Annotated in this window: 19 protein-coding genes and 1 tRNA gene; 10 read left to right on the top strand and 10 right to left on the bottom strand. The window is 60.5% G+C overall.

Going from position 1 to position 19,369, the window contains the following annotated elements; all coding sequences use genetic code 11:
* Positions 1 to 293: 293 nt before the first annotated feature.
* A tRNA-Gln gene (locus P1M51_RS15055) sits at positions 294 to 366 on the bottom strand.
* A gap of 133 nt (positions 367 to 499) precedes the next feature.
* Between P1M51_RS15055 and P1M51_RS15050 the strand changes: the two genes are divergently transcribed.
* Together P1M51_RS15050 and P1M51_RS15045 are read left to right on the top strand one after the other, a co-directional pair.
* Positions 500 to 1,072, top strand: a complete 573-nt coding sequence (locus P1M51_RS15050; protein WP_276274670.1) for an IMP cyclohydrolase — start codon at positions 500 to 502, stop codon at positions 1,070 to 1,072.
* A 25-nt stretch (positions 1,073 to 1,097) separates the two neighbouring features.
* Positions 1,098 to 1,757, top strand: coding sequence for a metallophosphoesterase (locus P1M51_RS15045; protein WP_276274669.1), 660 nt, complete (start codon positions 1,098 to 1,100; stop codon positions 1,755 to 1,757).
* 24 nt (positions 1,758 to 1,781) lie between these two features.
* Here the strand turns inward: P1M51_RS15045 and P1M51_RS15040 are convergent, their stop codons facing one another.
* The 3 genes from P1M51_RS15040 to P1M51_RS15030 form a co-directional block, all read right to left on the bottom strand.
* Positions 1,782 to 3,122 (bottom strand): tryptophanase, encoded by a 1,341-nt coding sequence (locus P1M51_RS15040; protein WP_276274668.1) that lies wholly within the window; start codon positions 3,120 to 3,122, stop codon positions 1,782 to 1,784.
* Positions 3,123 to 3,241: 119 nt separating this feature from the next.
* Positions 3,242 to 4,417: an aspartate kinase gene (locus P1M51_RS15035; RefSeq protein WP_276245981.1), complete on the bottom strand. Its 1,176-nt coding sequence runs from the start codon at positions 4,415 to 4,417 to the stop codon at positions 3,242 to 3,244.
* A 93-nt stretch (positions 4,418 to 4,510) separates the two neighbouring features.
* Positions 4,511 to 5,584 carry an RAD55 family ATPase gene (locus P1M51_RS15030; RefSeq protein WP_276245980.1) on the bottom strand — a complete coding sequence of 358 codons (1,074 nt, stop codon included), beginning with the start codon at positions 5,582 to 5,584 and terminating at the stop codon, positions 4,511 to 4,513.
* A 75-nt stretch (positions 5,585 to 5,659) separates the two neighbouring features.
* Between P1M51_RS15030 and P1M51_RS15025 the strand changes: the two genes are divergently transcribed.
* Positions 5,660 to 6,046 (top strand): hypothetical protein, encoded by a 387-nt coding sequence (locus P1M51_RS15025; RefSeq protein WP_276245979.1) that lies wholly within the window; start codon positions 5,660 to 5,662, stop codon positions 6,044 to 6,046.
* On the opposite strand, the gene P1M51_RS15020 is transcribed toward P1M51_RS15025, so the two are convergent.
* Positions 6,039 to 7,544: a DNA-directed DNA polymerase II small subunit gene (locus tag P1M51_RS15020; protein ID WP_276245978.1), complete on the bottom strand. Its 1,506-nt coding sequence runs from the start codon at positions 7,542 to 7,544 to the stop codon at positions 6,039 to 6,041. The two genes, P1M51_RS15025 and P1M51_RS15020, sit on opposite strands and share 8 nt — an antisense overlap.
* Before the next feature lie 81 nt (positions 7,545 to 7,625).
* On the opposite strand from P1M51_RS15020, the gene P1M51_RS15015 reads away from it, so the two are divergent.
* Entirely contained in the window at positions 7,626 to 8,333 is a 708-nt protein-coding gene (locus P1M51_RS15015) for a S26 family signal peptidase (RefSeq protein WP_276245977.1), read from the top strand.
* Positions 8,334 to 8,360: 27 nt separating this feature from the next.
* Here the strand turns inward: P1M51_RS15015 and P1M51_RS15010 are convergent, their stop codons facing one another.
* Positions 8,361 to 8,900: a 2'-5' RNA ligase family protein gene (locus P1M51_RS15010; protein ID WP_276245976.1), complete on the bottom strand. Its 540-nt coding sequence runs from the start codon at positions 8,898 to 8,900 to the stop codon at positions 8,361 to 8,363.
* Positions 8,901 to 9,039: 139 nt separating this feature from the next.
* A complete protein-coding gene (locus tag P1M51_RS15005; protein WP_276245975.1) occupies positions 9,040 to 10,545 on the bottom strand; it encodes a Cdc6/Cdc18 family protein in 1,506 nt (501 codons plus the stop codon).
* Between the two features lie 1,953 nt (positions 10,546 to 12,498).
* Between P1M51_RS15005 and P1M51_RS15000 the strand changes: the two genes are divergently transcribed.
* The 4 genes from P1M51_RS15000 to P1M51_RS14985 all read left to right on the top strand — a co-directional run bounded on the left by P1M51_RS15000 (position 12,499) and on the right by P1M51_RS14985 (position 15,273).
* Entirely contained in the window at positions 12,499 to 13,140 is a 642-nt protein-coding gene (locus P1M51_RS15000) for an Era-like GTP-binding protein (protein ID WP_276245974.1), read from the top strand.
* Positions 13,141 to 13,146: 6 nt separating this feature from the next.
* On the top strand, positions 13,147 to 13,527 hold the full coding sequence (locus tag P1M51_RS14995) for a DUF2073 domain-containing protein (RefSeq protein ID WP_276245973.1): 381 nt from the start codon (positions 13,147 to 13,149) through the stop codon (positions 13,525 to 13,527).
* Entirely contained in the window at positions 13,527 to 14,174 is a 648-nt protein-coding gene (locus P1M51_RS14990; protein WP_276245972.1) for a Zn-ribbon containing protein, read from the top strand. The genes P1M51_RS14995 and P1M51_RS14990 overlap by 1 nt, the downstream gene beginning before the upstream one ends.
* 313 nt (positions 14,175 to 14,487) lie before the next feature.
* A complete protein-coding gene (locus tag P1M51_RS14985; protein WP_276245971.1) occupies positions 14,488 to 15,273 on the top strand; it encodes a hypothetical protein in 786 nt (261 codons plus the stop codon).
* Between the two features lie 145 nt (positions 15,274 to 15,418).
* On the opposite strand, the gene P1M51_RS14980 is transcribed toward P1M51_RS14985, so the two are convergent.
* On the bottom strand, positions 15,419 to 16,000 hold the full coding sequence (locus P1M51_RS14980) for an ATPase domain-containing protein (RefSeq protein WP_276245970.1): 582 nt from the start codon (positions 15,998 to 16,000) through the stop codon (positions 15,419 to 15,421).
* An 86-nt stretch (positions 16,001 to 16,086) separates the two neighbouring features.
* A complete protein-coding gene (locus tag P1M51_RS14975; RefSeq protein ID WP_276245969.1) occupies positions 16,087 to 16,512 on the bottom strand; it encodes a DUF2391 family protein in 426 nt (141 codons plus the stop codon).
* 109 nt (positions 16,513 to 16,621) lie between these two features.
* Here P1M51_RS14975 and P1M51_RS14970 point away from each other — a divergent pair, with 109 nt between their 5' ends.
* Together P1M51_RS14970 and P1M51_RS14965 are read left to right on the top strand one after the other, a co-directional pair.
* Positions 16,622 to 17,302, top strand: coding sequence for a class I SAM-dependent methyltransferase (locus P1M51_RS14970; RefSeq protein ID WP_276245968.1), 681 nt, complete (start codon positions 16,622 to 16,624; stop codon positions 17,300 to 17,302).
* A gap of 170 nt (positions 17,303 to 17,472) precedes the next feature.
* Positions 17,473 to 18,477: an AI-2E family transporter gene (locus P1M51_RS14965; protein ID WP_276245967.1), complete on the top strand. Its 1,005-nt coding sequence runs from the start codon at positions 17,473 to 17,475 to the stop codon at positions 18,475 to 18,477.
* Between the two features lie 21 nt (positions 18,478 to 18,498).
* Here P1M51_RS14965 and P1M51_RS14960 read toward each other — a convergent pair whose 3' ends face one another.
* Positions 18,499 to 19,281 carry a sulfurtransferase gene (locus P1M51_RS14960; protein WP_276245966.1) on the bottom strand — a complete coding sequence of 261 codons (783 nt, stop codon included), beginning with the start codon at positions 19,279 to 19,281 and terminating at the stop codon, positions 18,499 to 18,501.
* Between the last annotated feature and the right edge of the window lie 88 nt (positions 19,282 to 19,369).

Below are 19,369 nucleotides of genomic sequence, written 5' to 3'. Positions count from 1 at the left end.
GATAACCGTTTGCGTGAGAGTGACTGACGCGGAACCAGCAAGAAAACCATATTTTCGACTGCAACGAACGGCCTATTCTCTAGTCACGAGAACAACAATACTGCCTTCTGTGAGAGTTTTACACTCGAAATGAGGGGGTTCAGTGGTGGCCCGGGGAAGCCCTCGGCTGTGCGAGTTGGTCTGAGAGAATTGTGTGACGTTCGAAACGAACGCCGGTTAGTAGTCCCACGCAGATTCGAACTCGGTCGCGTCGAAGACGCTCCCTGCTCGAATCAGGTGGAATCGTTCAGAGATAGTCCCACGCAGATTCGAACTGCGGTCGTCAGCCCCAGAAGCTGACAGGATTGGCCACTACCCCATGGGACTCCTTCAGCACACATCGGTAGACGCCACCCCTTTGTAAGCGTTGCGCGTTCGCGCTCCGTGTGTCACCGATTTTCGCACGGACGAACGTGCATATATCGACGGCTACTTATGCCCAAACTATGCAGTACCGTGTATGTACGTTGGACGGTTCATCGTCATTGGCCCCGGAATCGGGGCGTACCGCGTTTCTTCCCGCTCGTTTCCGAATCGACACGTCGTCGACCGCGAAGGAACCCTGACCGTCGCCCCGACGGCGGACGCAGAACCGACAGACAATCCCTACGTCTCGTACAACTGCCTGCGAATCGCGGGCGACACGGCCGTCGTCGGCAACGGCTCGCACGTCGACCCCATCACGGAGAAAATCGAACGGGGCTACCCCGCCCGTGACGCGCTCGTCGAGGCGCTGCTCACGATGGACTACGAAAAGGATAGCTACGACACCCCGCGCATCGCTGGCACGGTGGGCGAAGAGAGTTTCATCGGCATCGTCCGCAACGACGCTCTCATCGTGACGCAAGTCACGGAACCAACGCTCGTCGCCACCTACGAGAGCGACACACCCGAAGCCTACGACCTGAACACGAAAGTCGCCACCGAGGCGGCGAATGCGGTCTACGACGCCGACTTCGAACACGCGGTCTGTGCCGCCGCCGTCTCACGAACAGCAGACGGGTTCGAGACGGCGATCCGGAACGGGAATTAAGGGACTTCGTCACCTGTTTTGCGGTATGCAACTCGGCGTCATCTCTGACGTCCACGGAAACCTCCCCGCACTGGAGGCCGTCTTCGACGCGATGTCCTCGGTAGACGCGCTCGTCTGCGCCGGGGACGTGGTCGGCTACAATCCGTGGCCCGGCGAGTGTGTAGACCTGCTTCACGAACACGACGTTCTGACGATTCGAGGCAACCACGACCGGGCCGTCGTGACCGGCACCGCCGACCACTTCAACGGGATGGCGCAGGCGGGCGTTCGCTACGCAGAACGCGTCCTGACCGAGGCACAGCACGAGTGGCTCGCCGCCCTGCCGGTCGAACGAACCGAGTTCGACGGACGGGTCAAACTCGTCCACGGGCATCCCGACGACCCGGACCGCTACACGTACCCCGACGTCTTCTCGCCGTCGATGCTCCGTGGCGAAAATTTGCTCGTGACGGGTCACACGCACGTCCAGGGCCACCGCACGTTCGAGGAGGGCGTCGTGTTGAACCCGGGGAGCGTCGGTCAACCCCGCGACGGCGACCCGCGAGCGGCCTACGCCGTCGTAGACCTCGATTCGATGGCGGTGACCGAACGACGCGTCAGCTACGACATCGACGCAGTCGAGAAGAAAGTTCGCGAGGTCGGCCTTCCCGAAGACATCGCCCGGCGACTCCGCCGCGGACGGTAAACTGCCGGCGGATAGGGAGGCAGCTCAGACCGGTCTGAGTTCCGCAGAGAAGTGGCGCAGTTCCTTCATCGGCGGTTCCGAGACGATTTCGAGGCCGGACACCGAGTCACGACGCTCGTAGACGCCGGCGACTGTCTCCGCAATATGTTCCAGATGCTCGCGGTTGTACGTCCGCCGTGGGAGGGCCAGTCGGACGAGTTCGGGCCGGTTCGTTCCGGGGAAGGCGAAGCTTCCGAGTTCGACGCCGCGAACTCCACCCTCGCGGTAGAGTTCGCAGACGAGTGCCTGTCCGGGGAATTCTTCGAGGGGAATGTGTGGGAAGAAGCCCTCGGCGTCGAGGTAGACGGCGTGGCCGCCCGCCGGCAGGTACACCGGGAGGTTCGCGTCGTCGAGGAGCCCAGCGAGTTCCTGGACCTGTCCGACCCGCGATTCGACGTACTCCTGGGTCACCGCCTCGCGAAGTCCCTGTGCCATCGCCTCGATGTCGCGTCCGGCGAGGCCGCCGTAGGTCGAAAAGCCCTCGTAGAGGATGGCTCGCTGACGGGTGTGTTCGAAGAGGTCGGCGTCGCGGCAGGCGACGAAGCCGCCGATGTTGACGAGGGCGTCTTTCTTTCCGCTCATGACGAGCGCGTCGGCGTAGGAGAGTTCCTCACGGGCGATGTCGGCAATCGAGTGGTGTTCGTAGTCTTCCTCTCGCTGCTGGATGAAGTAGGCGTTCTCGGCGAACCGGCAAGCGTCCATGACGAACGTGGCGTCGATTTGGGCGGCGAACTCGCTCACGGCGCGGATGTTCGCCATACTCACCGGCTGGCCGGCGGTGGAGTTGTTCGTGATGGTGAGGACGACGACGGGGATGGCGTCTTCGCCGTGTTCCTCGACCACGTCCCAGCCCTTCTCGATATCGAAGTTGCCCTTGAAGGGCTCGTCAGACTGCATCTCCATCGCGCCGCTGACGGGGCAATCGACGGCTTCAGCACCCGCATTCGCGATGTGCGCACGAGTGGTGTCGAAGTGGGTGTTGTTCGGCACGACGTCGCCCTCCTCGAGCAGCGTCCCGTAGAGGACGTTCTCGGCACCGCGGCCCTGATGGGTGGGGACGACGTACTCCATGCCCATTACGTCGGAAACGGCGTCTTTGAGGTTCTCGAAACTGCTGCTGCCGGCGTAGGCTTCGTCGCCGAGCATCATCGCGGCCCATTGCTCTGCGCTCATCGTCCCCGTTCCGGAGTCGGTGAGCAGGTCGATGTACACGTCCTTCGAGGGAAGGTTGAACACGTTGTAGCCGGCAGCTTCCAAGTTCTCGTCTCGGACCTCACGAGACGGCAGGTGAATCCGCTCGACCATCTTCGATTTGTACGCGGTCATTGGTCGGAAGGGGTAGCGGGAGGTACATAATTTCACGCATACAGGAGTGAACACTCTGGCGAGACATCGAGAACCAGTGTGCAAAGGTGGACAGTGCTGTCCAGAAACAGCGGTGTCGGTCAGAAGTTGGTCTGAATCGCTTTGAGCGCGTCTTCGCGGACGTCCCAGTCGACGAAGATGCCGACCGACGAGGCGCTCGTGATGACGTCGTGAATCGAGATGTGGGCGTCCGCGAGCGGCGAAATGATGTCCCGGACGACGCCGGGTTGGCTCATCAGGCCGCCCGTGACGCGGATGACGGCGATGTCGTCGTCCACTGTCACGCTGGAGAGCAGTTCCTCATCGACGACGCACTGGTGGAGGACCTTTTCTGCCTCCGCAGCGCGGTCCGTAGCGATGTAGAAGGTCACCGAGTCCATCCCGCTTGCGACGGCGTCGATGTTGATTTCCGCCTCGGCGAGCGTCTGAGAGAGCGTCGCGAGAATCCCCGGTTCGTTTCGGATGGACCGACCCGCAACCGTAATGCAGGCCAGTTGAGTCTCCCGCAGGTCGATGAGGTTCTCGAACTGACCCTCGATACTCGTGCCACCGGACAGGAGGTCGCCGTGCTGGTAGTGGACGACGCGCACGTCGAGGTTCTCGTCCTTGTAGGTGAGTGCGCTCGGGGCGACGACCTCTGCGCCGCGGAACGACAGGTCGCGCAGTTCGTCGACGGTAATCTGGGAGACGTTGCGCGCGCCCTCGACGACGCGTGGGTCGCCGGTCATGACGCCCTCTACGTCGGTAACGATGACGACCTGGTCTGCGCCGGTGTACTTCCCGAGCATGACCGCCGTGGTGTCGCTGCCGCCGCGTCCGAGGGTGGTGACTTTGCCGGTGTGGTCCTGTGCGAGGAAGCCGGTGATGACCGGGACGACGCCCTCCATCGATTTCGCGAGCTCCGCGGCGCGGGCCTTCGTCGCTTCGACGTCGACCTCGCCGTGTTCGTCGGTGATGATTGGCCACTCTTCGCTGCCCGGTTCGAGGAACTTCGCGTCGACGCCACGGGCGCTGAGAGCGGCTTTCAACATTCGGACGCTCGTCCGCTCGCCCATGCTCACGATTTCTGCACGGTCTGCGTCGTCGGCCTCGAAGGTAATCTCTTCGAGGAGGTCGTCGGTGGTCGAGCCCATCGCGCTCGCGACGACCGCGATTTCGTGGCCCGCGGCGACCGCCGCGGCGATCGAATCGGCCGCTCGATTGATTCGGTCGCCGCTGCCGAGGCTGGTACCGCCGAACTTCGCAACTACGCGCATGCTACCACCGCGTGCGTGTGAACGTGACTCATTGGCCCCTCTTTATGAGTCCCGTGAGATAACGTTGTTCATCCTCCGAATGATTGCCGTCTGTTACATTTCCGTCCCATCGTCTGGAAGTTCTGCTGCTGTATCGTCGTTCGAACCGGCCGATTCGGCCGATTGTTCAGTTTCTTCCTCACGGCGCTCGCTCTTTCGTTGCTCCTCTTCTGGGTCGAAGGTGACCATTCCGAGGCCAGAGGTGTACTCGTAGGTGTGCCACTCGGGGATGACGAGGACGCCCTTCATCTTGCGGATGCGAATCTGTTTGAGCAGCGTATCCGGAACGAGTGATTCGGTGAGCCGGAGGTCGATGACCCCATCGACGACGTATTCGAGGTCGTGGGGGAAGAGCGATTCTTCGGTGACGACGGTCGCGCCGGCGTAGACGGGAACGAACCGCCCTTTGCACACGTCCGCCCTGATGGTGCGGACGAAGTCGTAGGCCCGCACCGGCTGGACGAGCGCCCCGAACTCGGTGAGCGAGTCGATGAGCACCATCCCCGAATCGACGATGTGGTGGTTCTCGAGGCAGTTGTCGAGTTTATTCGTCACCTCGTCGATGTCCGTCGGGTCGCGAATCGTCGTCGTCGCTCCCTGGGCGACGCGGTAGAGGTGCTGGTTCCACTCGTTCAGCCGCTCGTACATCCGCTCTCGCGTCGAGAGGCGGTAGGTGAAACAGTCGAGGATGTGCAACTGGTCGCGCTCTAAGTAGGGGAGGACGTTCCAGTCGAAGGTGAGAAACTGCTGGACGAGCGAGCCGGGCGGCTCTTGAAACGTTACGATGACCGCCGATTCACCCCGGCGGAGGGTGCGCCAGACGAGTTCGGCTTGCAGCGCCCGGTCGCGGGTTCCGGCGGGTCCACTCAGGAGGACGAAGGCGTTCCGTGGCGCTCCCTGCGGAAGGCTCTGTTCGAGCGCCGAGACGCCCGGGTCGAACCACATGAAGCCGTGGTACTCCGTGAAGACGAATTCGCTGGTTTCGAGCGCGTCTCGGCACGCAAGCGAGCAGAACTGGTAGTCTACCGCCTCGTCACTGGCCAGAACCGGTTCCTCCGGTATCGGGTGCCGACAGAAGTCACATCGTACCACGTCCGGCCCTTCTTGTCCAGTGCTATCATCCACCATGACACTGTTAGGAATGGAAGCGACAAGAACCATCCGGGTCAGGGATTTAACTCTAATGCCCGCCAAGGGGAGGCTATGGACGTGCGGGATGCCGTTGAAGACGACGCGGGCACACTGGCCGAGATGACCGGTTCTCCGAGCGACGTGATGCGGAATCTCATCCACGACCGGAGTGTGCGCGTCGCGGAGACGAAAGGCGACATCATCGGCTTCGTGAGTTTCGACGCAGAGCACCGAACGGTGTACGTGACGCAGCTTTCAGGCGAGACGAAGGTGGCGAAACGGCTGCTCGACGAACCCCTCCGTTTCGCCTCGAAAGAGCGAATGAGCGTCGAATTACTGGTTCCAGAGGACGAGGCACCGATTCTCGACGCCGCAGACAGCGTGGGCTTTGCCCGCGTCGGGTCGGGGCCGCGATTCGGCACCACGCCGACCGTGAGGTTCCGCAAAGACCCTAGCTGAACGAGCGAATCGTCATCTCCAGCGTGTCGAGGTCGACGATGGGCGCGAAGCCCGAATCCGGGTCGATGTTCACGCTCTTCTGGAAATCCGTCTGAGCCTGCCAGCACCCGCTGTTGAGCGCCAGCACGTTGTGGTACATCCCGTAGCCGAGTTTGTGGACGTGCCCAGTGTGGAAAATGTCCGGCACCTCGTCGATGACGAGATAGTCCTTCTCTTCGGGTGCGACACGGGTGTGACCGCCATACTGGGGCGCGACGTGGCGCTTTTTGAGCAGCTGGTACATCGCCTTGTGTGGCTCTTCGTAACTGGCCTTGTCGGCGGGGAGTTCGGCGATGACCTCGTCGAGTGAAACGCCGTGGTACATCAGAATGGAGACGCCCTCGAGCGTCACGACCGAAGGGTTCGAGGCGATTTTCGCGTCGTGTGCGCTCATGATGTCGCGCAGTTCGTCCGAAAAGCCGGGTTGTGGTTCTGCGAGGCGCACCGCGTCGTGGTTGCCTGGAATCATGACGATGTCCATGTCGCCAGGCACCTCTTTCAGGTACTCGTTGAACTCCTCGTACTGGTCGTAGATGTCGATGATGGTGAGTTCCTCGTCCTGGTTCGGGTAGATACCGACACCCTCCACCATGTCGCCTGCGATGCACATGTACTCCACGTGCTCCGCCTCCTCGGTGTGGAGCCAGTGGGCAAAATCGCTCCACGCGTCGGCCATGAACTCCTGGCTGCCGACGTGCACGTCGCTGATGAGCGCCGCCTGCACGTGACGGTCAGCGGTCGTCGGTTTGTGGGTTCGTGGGATGTCCGGGAAGTAGAGCGACTCGACGAACAGGATACCGGCGTCGTCCGAAAGCGTCCCGTCCACAGCGATGACCTCGTCGAGTAAAATCTCGTCTACGAGGTCCGCAAGCGGCCGGTCTTTCATCACGAGACACGGGAACACACCGTTCGTGTCTTCGAGTTCGATTATCCAGTGGCCGTTCGCCGTCGACCGAACGTCACTGACCATCCCGATGATACCAGCCTCGCTGTTTCCAGGCATCGATTTGAGCGCCCGCGTCGTGCGATGGTTCACGCGGGAACGCAGTTTCGAAGAGAGTCGCTCGTACCGGTCGCGAAACACCGCGACGAAGTCCTCGTATCGGCCCGTTCCGGTACTCTCACCGGTCATGTCGTTCGCAATCTGGAGCGAACGGAGCGCTCGGTCTACCGTCCGTTCGAACGATTCTGGGGACGTTTCTACTGGAGTTGTATCAGTCTTTGCCACTGTTTCTGGTGTGACATCTGCAGTTGAAGTAGAGGGGTCCGTCTCGTCGAGGGTTGACCGAACGTGGGCGGCGGTGACCACGAGCGCGTTCTCCGGCAATTGGGAGAGAACGCGCTCGAGCGTCTGTGCGGGGTCCGCTGCACCAGCGATGAGGGTGACAGCCTCGCGTTCTGCGTTGAATCCACGACTGACGAGTTCGCTGACGACGCGGGCGTCACTCTCGAGTGGCACATCCGAGTGTCTTCGGGGAGTGGCAAAAGTATAGCGAACCAAAGCCAAACGTTGAAACGACCCCCCTGCGAAGGGCCGTCAATGAGTGTCCCGGGTGACCGGCCCGACGATAACCCGACGGGGCTAGTAGGGTGGTTGAAATGGCTCGCGACGACCGACCACGGTGCTGTCGCCTACGCACGTGAACTCCTCGTGAGCGTCGGGGCCGTCGTCCTCGTCGGCTTACTTCTGTTCGCCGTGAGCGGCATCTGGCCGCCGATGGTCGCCGTCGAAAGCGGCAGCATGGAGCCGAACATGATGACCGGCGACCTCGTCTTCGTCATGGAGGAACACCGGTTCGCGGCGGCAGAAAATTATCAGGACACCGGCGTCGTCACCTACGCAATCGGCCAGCAAACCGAGTACACGAAGTTCAACAATCCGGGTGACGTCATCGTGTTCCAACCGAATGGCAATGATCGAACGACCCCCATCATCCACCGGGCGATGTTCTACGTAAACGAGAGCGAAAACTGGTACGACAAGGCCAACCCCGACTACATGCAGGGGGCAGACAATTGCCAGGAACTCGCCCACTGTCCGGCCCCGAACGAGGGATTCGTAACCAAAGGTGACGCAAACAGCATCTACGACCAGGTCGGCAATCAGAACCCAGTCAAGCCAGCGTGGGTCATCGGAACCGCAGAGTTCCGCATTCCGATTCTCGGTAACATCAGACTATGGGTCTCTCAGACGTTCACTGTCCTCGGTGGCATGGTGCTGTTCGGCCGACCACGGATCGCCGCCTGAGAAACGCTTCGGGTCGATTTTTCTGCATCAGCCTGCGCTGAGCGAATGGGTCGTTTCGAGCGTGAATGTTGCATCCTCCGGTTGCCACGCCATGACTGCAAGCGTCTCGATATCGAATTCCCACGAAAAGTCGTAGTCGAGGAGAAACGACGCCAGGTCGCCCGTGTTTGCGTCGGGAATCTGGATGGCGAGGCCAACGTGCGGGAACCAGCTTCCTGGTTCGTAGTACGATGAGGGTGCATCGCCGAGTCGCGAGACGTCATCGACCACGTCTTCGTGGAGCTGCGCGAGCGCTCTCGACTGCGTTACGGGAATGTAGAACGTGTTACCGGGGAAGATGCCGATACCGTCGGTTCGAACCGTGACCGGGTCGTGGCGAGCTACCACCGCTTCGAGGGCCGACTCGACGACCGGGACCGTCGCGGGTTCGGTGACCCCGTACTGGGTAAAATGCGGAAACGGATTGTGGATTCCGTTTGCCCCGAACTCCGCTTCGATGTCCGCCCAGACGGACTCGATGCGCTCGTAGTACGGGTCTGGGAGGAGCGCCCCGACGATGATGCTCATGGATGAGACTTCACCGAGGAGTGACAAAACAGTTTCCCGCCACACGTCAGTCCAATCCGGGAAAACAGAAGGTATGAGCGATGAAGTCACCGACGAGAACGAATTACGATACGACAGTCCAATAACTGATTGTGTTTTGTCAGTTATCGAAGCGGGCCTGAACGAACGGCTGAACGTCGCCGATTTCGCTGAGTCGCGAATCCGAGAGGAGGACGGCCTCGGTTTCGTCGATGGGGACCGAGAGGCTGATTTCCTTCGTCCGGCCGTAGCGGCCCTTGCTGACGACGACGGCGTTCACGATGCCGAGCATGTCGAGTTCGCTGATGAGGTCGGTGACCCGACGCTGGGTGAGGATATCGGCGTCGATTTCGCCACAGAGTCGTTTGTAGATGTTGTACACCTCGCCCGTGTTGATGTTGTGGACGCCGTTTTTCTCCAACATGATGGTCGAAAAGAGCACCAGTTTCGATTGGGTTGGAAGGGTGCGGACGACCTCGACGACGCGGTCGAGTTCGATTTTATCCTGGGCCTTACGGACGTGTTTCTCTTCGACGCGGTCGGTCTGGTCGCGCTCTGCGAGTTCGCCCGCCGTTCTGAGCAGGTCGAGCGCGCGACGGGCGTCGCCGTGTTCTTGCGCGGCGAAGGCAGCACACAGCGGAATCACGTCGTCAGAGAGCGAGTCGGGTTTAAACGAGACGTCGGCGCGGTGCTGGAGGATGTCGCGAAGTTGATTCGCGTCGTACGGCGGGAAGACGATTTCCTCCTCGCCGAGCGACGATTTGACCCGCGGATCGAGGAAGTCGGTGAACTTGAGGTCGTTGGAGATGCCGATGATGGAGATGCGAGAGTTAGAGAGTTCGGAGTTCATTCGCGAGAGATTGTAGAGAGTGTCGTCGCCGGATTTCTCGACGAGTTTGTCGATTTCGTCGAGCATGATGACGACCACGCGCTCGTGGTAATCGACGGCCTCGAAGAAGGTGCTGTACACCCGGTCGGTCGGCCATCCGGTCATCGGGACCGGTTCGAACGACGCCAGGTCGTCTTCGAGGGTTTCGACTCGGTCGTCGAGTTCCTCGAGCGTCGAAAAGTTCGTCTCTTCGAGTGCAGCGGGATTCTCTGTTGCGCGCTCGCGAAGGGATTCGAAGCGGGAAAGTTTGTCTTCGATGACCTGCTCGTTTTTCTCGATGAACTTGTTCGCGAGTTGGGCGAGCACGCGATACTGGGTGTCCGTCACCTCGCAGTTGATGTACTCGACCTCACAGGGCACCTCGTACTTCTGTGAGGTGGTTTCGAGTTCCTTGGAGACGAACTTTGCACTCGCCGTCTTTCCAGTTCCCGTCTTGCCGTAGATGAGAATGTTAGAGGGAGTCTCGCCACGGAGTGCCGCGACGAGAATCGTCGCCATGTTGTTGATTTGTTCGACGCGGTGGGGGAGCTTGTGCGGAGTGTAGGACGGTCGAAGAACCTCCTTGTTCTCGAAGATGGGCTCGCCACTCAGGAGGTCGTCGAAGAGACCTTGCGACGCTTCTTCGGGGTCTTCGAGCCCGTGTTCGTCGAGGACGACTTCGTCTAAGTCCACGTCGAACTCTGTCGCCGCGTTCGTCTCTTCGGTTCCGCCATCCGTGTGGGTGTCGTCAGGTTCCATCGATGATATCCCCTATCTTTCGGGTGGAACAGGCACGGCAGCCGGGAGGAGAGCCCCGGAACGGCCCTAGAATCCTTCCTGCAGGCCATTGGGTGTGCGGCCGTCTGTCCACTTGATGCACACGAACCAGAGGTAGAGATTCTATTAAATGTTGTGCTTCACAGATAGATTTTCCGCCGAGATTCACGTGGAATCGACAGTCTCGAACCCTCACTCGTCCGGATAGTTTCGATTGGACCAGCAGTCACGATGCAAGCCGTCGTGAGGAGTGGGGTTTCAACTCGAACCAGAGTGTCTCGGGTTCACCGTTCGTGTCGAATCGGGTTTCATGTCAAATTGAATTCTATCGCAATTCGAATTCACTCGATCGAGTCGACCTCGTTCAGCGGGTCCTATCCTCGTTCAGCGGGTCCTATCCTCGTTCAGCGGGTCCTATCCGAATTTGACCTTCTGGGAAGGACGAGTTGCGCATCGCTTTCAGGTTCTTCGCTTCGCACCGAGCGTTCGGCATCTCCCGAACAGGATTTCCCTTACAGGATCCACAAACTTTCCCAAATAGGACTCCCAGAGGAATCTCTGAGCCCTGAGGGACACTAATCCACAGAGGGACCACTGATCTACAGAGGGACCAAGTAGTCTGCACTAACCGTTCCAGTGGAAACGAAGGGGTTGTCCAACAGTGGTGGGAATATTGCCGCAAATATGGAGGGACGGCGGCGAACTGAACCCACGAACAGGTGAGACCGCGCGCAAGGAAATCACCGGGAGATCTCGGGAACAGCGGAAGGTTCGACTGGAAGCGGAGGGGTCGCAAGCACAGAATTCCTCTAGTGGTACTAGTTTGCACTAGAAGGAAAGGTTCAGAATGGTCTTTGCTAGAGGAACCTCTAGGTGAGAATTGGACGGGCAGTCTGGAGACAGGGAAGGAGGCTGGAGCGTCGTGGTTTCTGTGAATGGCGCGTCACGAGGGGAAGCTGGTGAGAGAAGGAGTGGATATGAGAGAAGGGGTGCCCCCCACCCCTTTGTTTCCGGTGGAACGGAGAAAAGGAGGGGGAGGGGGTGTGAGGAGAGGTCTATCAAAAGAGGTATCTTTATATGATAGATGCCCCAACCATAACCGTAGTAGACCTCGCGGTAATGGTTTTGGTGGTTCTAGGGCTGAAATAAGGGTAAGCGGCAGCTCCCCACCCCCTCTCTTTCTCCCCTCTCGACTCGAAACAAGGGGGTGGGGGGCTCCTTCCCCGTCCTCCGTTCTCTCACGTTTCGTAACTATTCGATATCTCCTGGGAGAGCCCTGTTCTCGCCTCTTCTCCCGACCCGACCCCATAATCTAAATGAACAATCATCAATATATCGCGCCCAGCCGACCGGTTCAAGTGGAACGCCAGTCTTCCGGTTGCCCATCTCTACCGACGAATAAATTGACCGTCTCATCTGCCCTCGCAGTTGAAATCGAGCGAATCCCCTCCCTCACAACCCCTCCATTTCAACTGGAGTTACACCACGCTCTTTCTCTACAATCCCGTCTTTCCCTCTACAATCCCGTCCTTCCTTCCCAACCCCGTCTTTCCCCATCACCACGCTCTCTCTACCATTGCTCCCTCTCCACAAACCCATCCTTCCTCCCCACCACACTCTCCCTTTCCTTCGACCATCACCCATTCACCTTTCTGCATCCGTTTCCCTCATGGACTCGGGTTCGGTTTCACAGTCTCGCTCGTCTACGGCACCGAAACACCCTTGAGGCCAACGTTCGTGGGTTGTCTATAAATCCAGACACATGTCTGACGCACGCTTAAGTGAATTCAGGGTGCTTCTATGTTCAGAAGCACCCTTGCCAACGACATATTCCAGGGGAGCGGGAGAATAGGATGGGTATATTCGCCGTGGTCCTGTGTACAGACTGGGAACACTCCGACACAATGATTCAAAAAAGGAAACACGAGTAACAAAATGGGCATTTTCGCCGAACTACGAGATAGTATCTCACGGGTCACCGATAAGTTGTTCTCCGGCTCCGAGCCGAAGCGCATTGGCATCTACGGACCGCCGAACGCGGGTAAGACGACGCTCGCCAATCGCATCGCTCGCGACTGGACTGGCGACGCTATCGGCCCGGAGAGTCACATTCCACACGAGACGCGCCGAGCACGCAGAAAAGAGAACGTCGAAATCAAGCGCAACGGGAAGTCCGTCACCATCGACATCGTCGACACGCCGGGTGTCACGACGAAGGTCGATTACAAGGAATTCTTAGAGCACGACATGGAGAAGGACGACGCGGTTCGTCGCTCCCGCGAGGCCACGGAAGGCGTCGCAGAGGCCATGCACTGGCTCCGCGAGGACGTCGATGGCGTCATCTACGTCCTCGACAGTTCCACGGACCCGTTCACGCAGGTGAACACGATGCTCATCGGCATCATCGAGAGTCAGAAGCTCCCGGTGCTCATCCTCGCGAACAAGACGGATCTCGACGGATCGAACGTCCAGCGCATTCGCAATGCGTTCCCTCAACACGAGACGATTCCACTCTCGGCGCTCGAGGGCGAAAACATGGACGAAGTGTACGACAAGATTTCGGACTACTTCGGGTGATTAGGTATGGCAGAAGCAACAAACAAAGATGGCGTGCAAATCGACCTGTTCAGCGGCGAGCGGATGGACAGGCTCACCAGCATGGAGAAAATCAGAACCATCTTAGACGGCGTTCACGCGGGAAACATCGTGATTCTCGAGGAAGGGCTCTCACCGTCAGAGGAGTCGAAACTCATCGAGGTCACGATGAGCGAGATTAGCCCAGACGAGTTCAACGGCATCGAAATCGAGACCTATCCGAAGCAGGATGCCTCGGACGGCAGTCTCCTCGACCGCCTCATGGGTCGTCGCTCGACGGCGAAACTCACGGTCATCGGGCCGGCGAACCGTATCGAAACACTCCACAAAGACGAGAACCTCATCAGCGCCCTCGTCACTCGGCAATAATGCCACACCAGTGTACGTCCTGCGGTCACGAGTTCAGTGACGGGTCGAAGGAGATGCTTTCGGGCTGTCCGGACTGTGGCGGGAACAAGTTCCAGTTCTATCCCTCTGGGTCAACTCCCGACCCGGAGGAACAGCCACCGGAGCGCGAGTCCTCCGTAACGCAGTCGGTCGGCAAGGCCACCACGAAAGTGCGCGACTGGGTGCGTCGAGACGAAACACCTCCTGCCTCCGCGTCGGGGGCAGCCGACGCCGCTCGACCCGTGGCACAGGCCGACGACGATTCCATCATCGAAGCGCCCGCTGAACCACCGGCCGAATCCGAGGTCGACCGCGAGGACCGCGCACAGGCGAGCGCCCGCGGCGAGATGGTGAGCCCGGACGAACTCCCGGCGAAACCGGAGAAGAATCCCCCAGCAGAAGGCCGCGTCGTCGGCAGCCCGAAAGCGGAACGTCCGTCGATGGAGGAACTCCGCGAGGAACTGAACGACCAGTTCGAGAGCATCAAAATCCTCGAACCCGGCCAGTACGAACTCAACCTCATGGAGCTCTACGACCGCGATGAGTACATCATCGCACTCCAGGAAAACGGTCGGTACATCATCGAGGTCCCGGAAACCTGGATTGGCGGCCGCGACGAAGAGAAGTAACCCGTCTCCAGTCGAACTTCTCTTCCCCACGTTCCCGCTGTTTCTAGCGAGCTTTTCCCTGCTCTCAAACCGTTCGTTTCCAGTCGAACTCCTCCCCTATCTCTTCAAAGCTCGACACGAACCGCTCGCGTTTCTCCGTTCGCGCCTCTCAAAACTGTCTCCCCGCTCCTCCGTCGCCGCGAACTGAAGGTTTTAACCGCTCGCACGGAAACAGACGCGGTATGAGTCAGGCAACCAAGATTGTGGTCACTACCGTCGGCGTTTCAGCACTGCTCGCGCTCGCTATCATCGCGAGCCTCGCGCTCGCTGCGTGATGTTCGACGCGCGTGACCTCTCTGAGGCGCTCGCGGCGGTCCGTGACGAACACGCACCCGGAGCGATAGTACTCGACACGGAGACCGACTTCGAGACGCTCCCACCGGACCAGGCAGAGAGTCTCGGACTGCTCGTCGACTCGCTCTCGCCGACCTCGTATCCAGCCGAATGGCTGCCCGAGGACGCCCCGCAGTTGCTCACACAATACGCGAGTAACACTTTCACCATCGGAATGCCCGGGGACGGTAGCGTCGTCTGGACACGACAGACGACCCCGCCGCTCGTGTTCGTGAAAGCCCGAACGCAGGGGTCGCCGAAGGCGTTCATCGATTTCCTCATCGCCGAAGCGTTCGTCGAACTCGGGACGGGTGAACCCGAGCACTTCTTACCCTTCTTCGGGGACGCCTACCGTGACCTCGACGACGCACTCGCGCTCGGACCGGTCGATACCTACCAGATAGCGGCCGCCCTCTACGACGCCTACCTTGGTCTCCAGACGCGAGACGTGTTCGCCTCGTGGCAGGACACTCATCCCGACCTCTTCGACGCGTGGCAGGACGCCGGCGTCCGGATGGAACCCCGGCTTTCGAACCTCACACGGGACGTCGCCCTCGGGAAGACGGACTTCGCCGCCGCGACCGAGTACGCCTGTAGCGCGGTGAAACACGGATTGGAACTGCCAGCGCCCTTCGGTGCACTTGACACGCAGGCCTACCGCGAACACGGCGCTCCCTACGCAGTGAAGTGGGCAGAAAAGACCTTCGAGCGGTTGCGCGAAGCGTAGATTCTTCGAGACGACGAGGGTTCCTTGAGGCGACGAGGCGTTTTCGAGTCAACAGTGCAGTTTCGAGTCAACAATGCGCTTTCCTACAGCAGAGCCGACCGCTCGTCGTAACCGACGTTTCGAAAATCCGCTCGCCGTCTGTCGCTCAGAACTCGCTCGAGACGTTGCCGTCTTCGTCGAGCGTGATGATTGCGTCGAACAGGTCGCGATAGTTGGTGACGACGGATTCGTCGTGAACCTCTTCTGCGAGGTGGAACAGGCCAACGGCGTCGTGTTCGTCGAGCAGTTCGAGGAGTTCGACGACCGCTTCTCTGGCGCGTTCTTCGTCGGCGTAGTAGGCCATCTCGGTGACCGAATCGACGCTGACGCGGAGTTTCGAGCCTTTGTGGCGTTCGAGAAACTTGCGGGTCGCCCGGACGATTCCTTCCAAGTCGTCGGGTGAGGAGACGTAGTGGATGCCCTTGCCACTTCGTCGGGAGTAGCCGCGTTCGATCGAGAGCGCGTCCAGAATTTCGGTCTTTCCCCGGTCTACGCCGTAGTATTCGAGTTTTTGTTCGACCTCACGCGCGGTGGTGCGCGTGGAGATGACGAGGATGTAGTCGGTGTCGGTGTTGAGAAAATCGGTGTCGATGCGGTCGGTCTCCCCGGTGCTCGGGTGGACGAGCAGGAGGCCGGTGCCGCCCGGGATGGAGTCTGGCGTGTTCTCGATCGCGAGGGCGTAATCCATATGGCGAAAGAGCGGTCGGCGATACCTTAAGCCTGCGGGTGTGCTCGACGTGACAGGAGCGGCCAGAAGCATGCTACGGATGGTACTCAGAACACGCTGTCCGCGGTCGCCGCCCCAACGACGCTGAAGATGGCTCCGACGGAGACGGCTTTTGCCGTCACTTCGTAGCGGGCCGTTGTTGCGAGGTCAGAGAGGAACGTCTGTGGGGCGGCGAAGGCGATAGCGAGGATGATGACCGAGCCGAAGGCGACGGCCATGAGCGAAACGAAGCGAATGGGAATGCCACCCACGTCGGCCTCGCGGTCCGGGTCGCGGCCGTCGTCCGCCTTGTACAGCGCACCGTAGCCGATGGCGAAGACGAGCGCGAGGGTCACGAGCCCGTGCCAGACTGTCATGTTCCGTGCGAGTACCCAGACCTCTTCGGTGACGACGAAGGGGCCTGCGAGCAGGAACCCGCCGACTACCTGTTGCGCCGAATCAGCGAGGGCGTACCGACGCTTCTTACCGACCATACGCCTTCTCGGAGGTCGAGCAGGATAAACGCCCGGGCGGGGTGGGTCGAGTAGCTCCGGGCAGAAACACGTCGAATCCGTTTTGGTGGCCGACTTCATCTGTCCACGCATGAGCATTCGCCAGGAGTTCGACGCCTGGGCCACCGACGGCCGCGACAAAGGGATGGAAGACCGCCACTGGCACACGGCGAAACACGCACTCGCTCGGATGCCGGTCGAACCGGGCGACACGATTCTCGACCTCGGGACGGGAAGCGGCTACGCCGTCCGCGCCCTCCGTGAGACGAAAGACGCGGGTCGAACCTACGGCCTCGACGGCTCGCCGGAGATGGCGAAAAACGCCCGCAGTTACACCGAAAACCTCGATTCGGGCTACGTCGTCGGTGACTTCAACGACCTGCCGTTCGCCGACGACAGCATCGACCACGTCTGGACGATGGAGGCGTTTTACTACGCCACAGACCCGCACAAGACGCTCCGAGAGATCGCCCGGGTCCTCGCACCCGGCGGCACGTTCTACTGTGCGGTGAACTACTACGAGGAGAACGTCCACTCCCACAAGTGGCAGGACAACATCTCCGTCGAGATGACGCGCTGGACGCGCGAGCAGTACCGCGATGCGTTCCGCAACGCGGGGCTCTACGTCGCAGAGCAGGACCACATCGGCGACTGGGACGTCGAGATTCCGGACGAGGACGCCTTCCCGCACGAAGGGTTCGAAACCCGCGCGGACATGGTCGAGCGATACCGCGAACTCGGCACGTTGCTCACCGTGGGCGTTGCCCCCTGAGTGGCCAGTTCCGTTCTGTTGAGCTGCTGATTTTCACCGCGTCACCGCCTCGAACCCCTTCATTTCGACTGGAAAGTTGCCGGATTCGTCACCGCACTCGCTCGATATTACGGTGACACCCGTCGCAATCGTGGCAAGTATTTTGTCAGTTGCGCGCAGAGTGGTAGGCTGTGTCCTCACCTGGCCAGCGTCAGTACGTCCTCGTCGGGTTGGTTGTGTTCTTTACGCTGCTCACGGCTGCCTTGCTGGTCGACGTTCTCGCGACTGTCTTTTTCGCAACCACTGTGGCGTACGTCCTCTTTCCCGTCCGTGAGTGGCTCGTCACGTACCACCTGAAACCGCGCTACGCCAGTGCGGTTGCCACCATCTTCGCCTTTCTCGGGGTGGCCGCGTTGCTCGCGCCCGTGGGCATCGTCCTCTACCTTCGTCGTAATCAGTTCGTAGACTTCATCCAGAATCTGCCGCCGGAAATCACGATTCGCTACAGCGGGTTTTTCTACACGCTCCAGACGGACGACGCCATCACCTACGCGAACGATACACTGACTGACCTCGCCATCTCGGGGGTGCAAGCCGCACCCGTCCTCGCGCTCAAGGCGGCACTGTTCACCTTCCTCGTGTTCGCCATCCTGCTCGAGCCACGCGGTGTCGGGGCGGCGATTTTCCGCCCTATCCCTCGCGACTATCACGACATCGTGATGGCGATTCACGAGCGCATCCGGGACACGCTGTTCGCGATTTACGTCCTGCAGGCGGCCACCGCCCTCGGGACGTTCGTCCTCGCGCTCGCCGTGTTTTTCCTGCTCGGCTACGAGTCGTTTTTCGCACTCGCCGTCATCGCCGGCATCCTCCAGTTCATCCCCATCGTCGGCCCGAGCATTCTGGTGATTGGACTCGCGGGCTATCAGGTGAGTATCGGAGAAATCGACGCCGCGGTGGCCGTTCTCGTCCTCGGATTAATCGTCATCGCGTTCGTCCCCGACGCGCTCATTCGCCCCCGACTCGCCGAGTGGTCTGCGGACCTCCCGGGAAGCCTCTACTTCGTCGGATTCGTCGGTGGCATCCTCAGCGTCGGTGTCATGGGCTTCATCGCCGGGCCGCTCGTCATCGCGTTGCTCGTCGAAGCGCTGGACCTGCTCAGTGACCGCCAGATGCGTCGCGGAACGCTGTTTTAGTTCTCTGTTCGACGCGCAGTTTTAGCTCCCCGTTTCAATCGTCATGCCGCGACGTTCCCACTCGGTGAGACTCCCTTCGTAGAACGAGATGTCGGAAAAGCCGAGCCACCGGAGAACGAGGTAGGTGTGACTGATGCGCCGAGCGGTGTTGCAGTAGAGAATGACCGATTTCTCGGGAACGATGTCTTTTGATTCAAGAATCTCCGTTGCCTCGTCGGGCGCGAGAATGCCGCGCGTCTCGTCGTCGACGAGTTCTCGCCAGTCGAACTGGACTGCACCTTCGATGTGCCCTTCCTCGAACTCCGACTGCTCGCGGGTGTCCACGATGACGGTGTCCGTGCCGATTGCGGCGGCCACTTCGTCAGCCCCGATGAGCGGGCGGTCGTCGGGAATCGTGGCTTCGTAGTTGCTCGGCTCGCGCTCTGCCCCTTCGCTCGTCGTCTCGTGTTCGAGTTGCCACGAACTGAAGTCACCCGAGAGGAGGTGCAACTTCGCCGGGTCGTGACCGTAGAGCTGCGCAGTCACGAGAAATCGAGCGGCAAAGACGCCGTGGGTGTCGTCGTAGGCGACGATGTGGTCGCCACGGGCGATGCCTGCTTCCTGCATCAATCGCGAGAATGCGTCCGCTCCGGGGAGCATCCCCTCGTCGCCGCCGTCCTCGTCGCGAAAGCTGTCGAAGGGAACGTTCACGGCGCCCGGGATGTGCCCGATGCCGTCGAATTCCCAGGCGTCGCGCACGTCCACGACGGCGATGTCGCCCAGTCGCTCGGCGACCCACTCGGCCGAGACGATGAGTTCGTCCATACGCTTGCCACGCGAGCACGATGCTTCAACCCTTCACTAACGGCGGTTTCGCGCTGCGACTCGGGGATGCCGGACGCTGTTGCCGGGA

The sequence above is a fragment of the Haladaptatus sp. QDMS2 genome, from assembly GCF_029338295.1.
Classification (GTDB): Archaea; Halobacteriota; Halobacteria; order Halobacteriales; family Halococcaceae; genus QDMS2.
The sequence above is the reverse complement of the archived record's forward strand: the minus strand, read 5'-3'. Positions and strand labels throughout refer to the sequence as shown.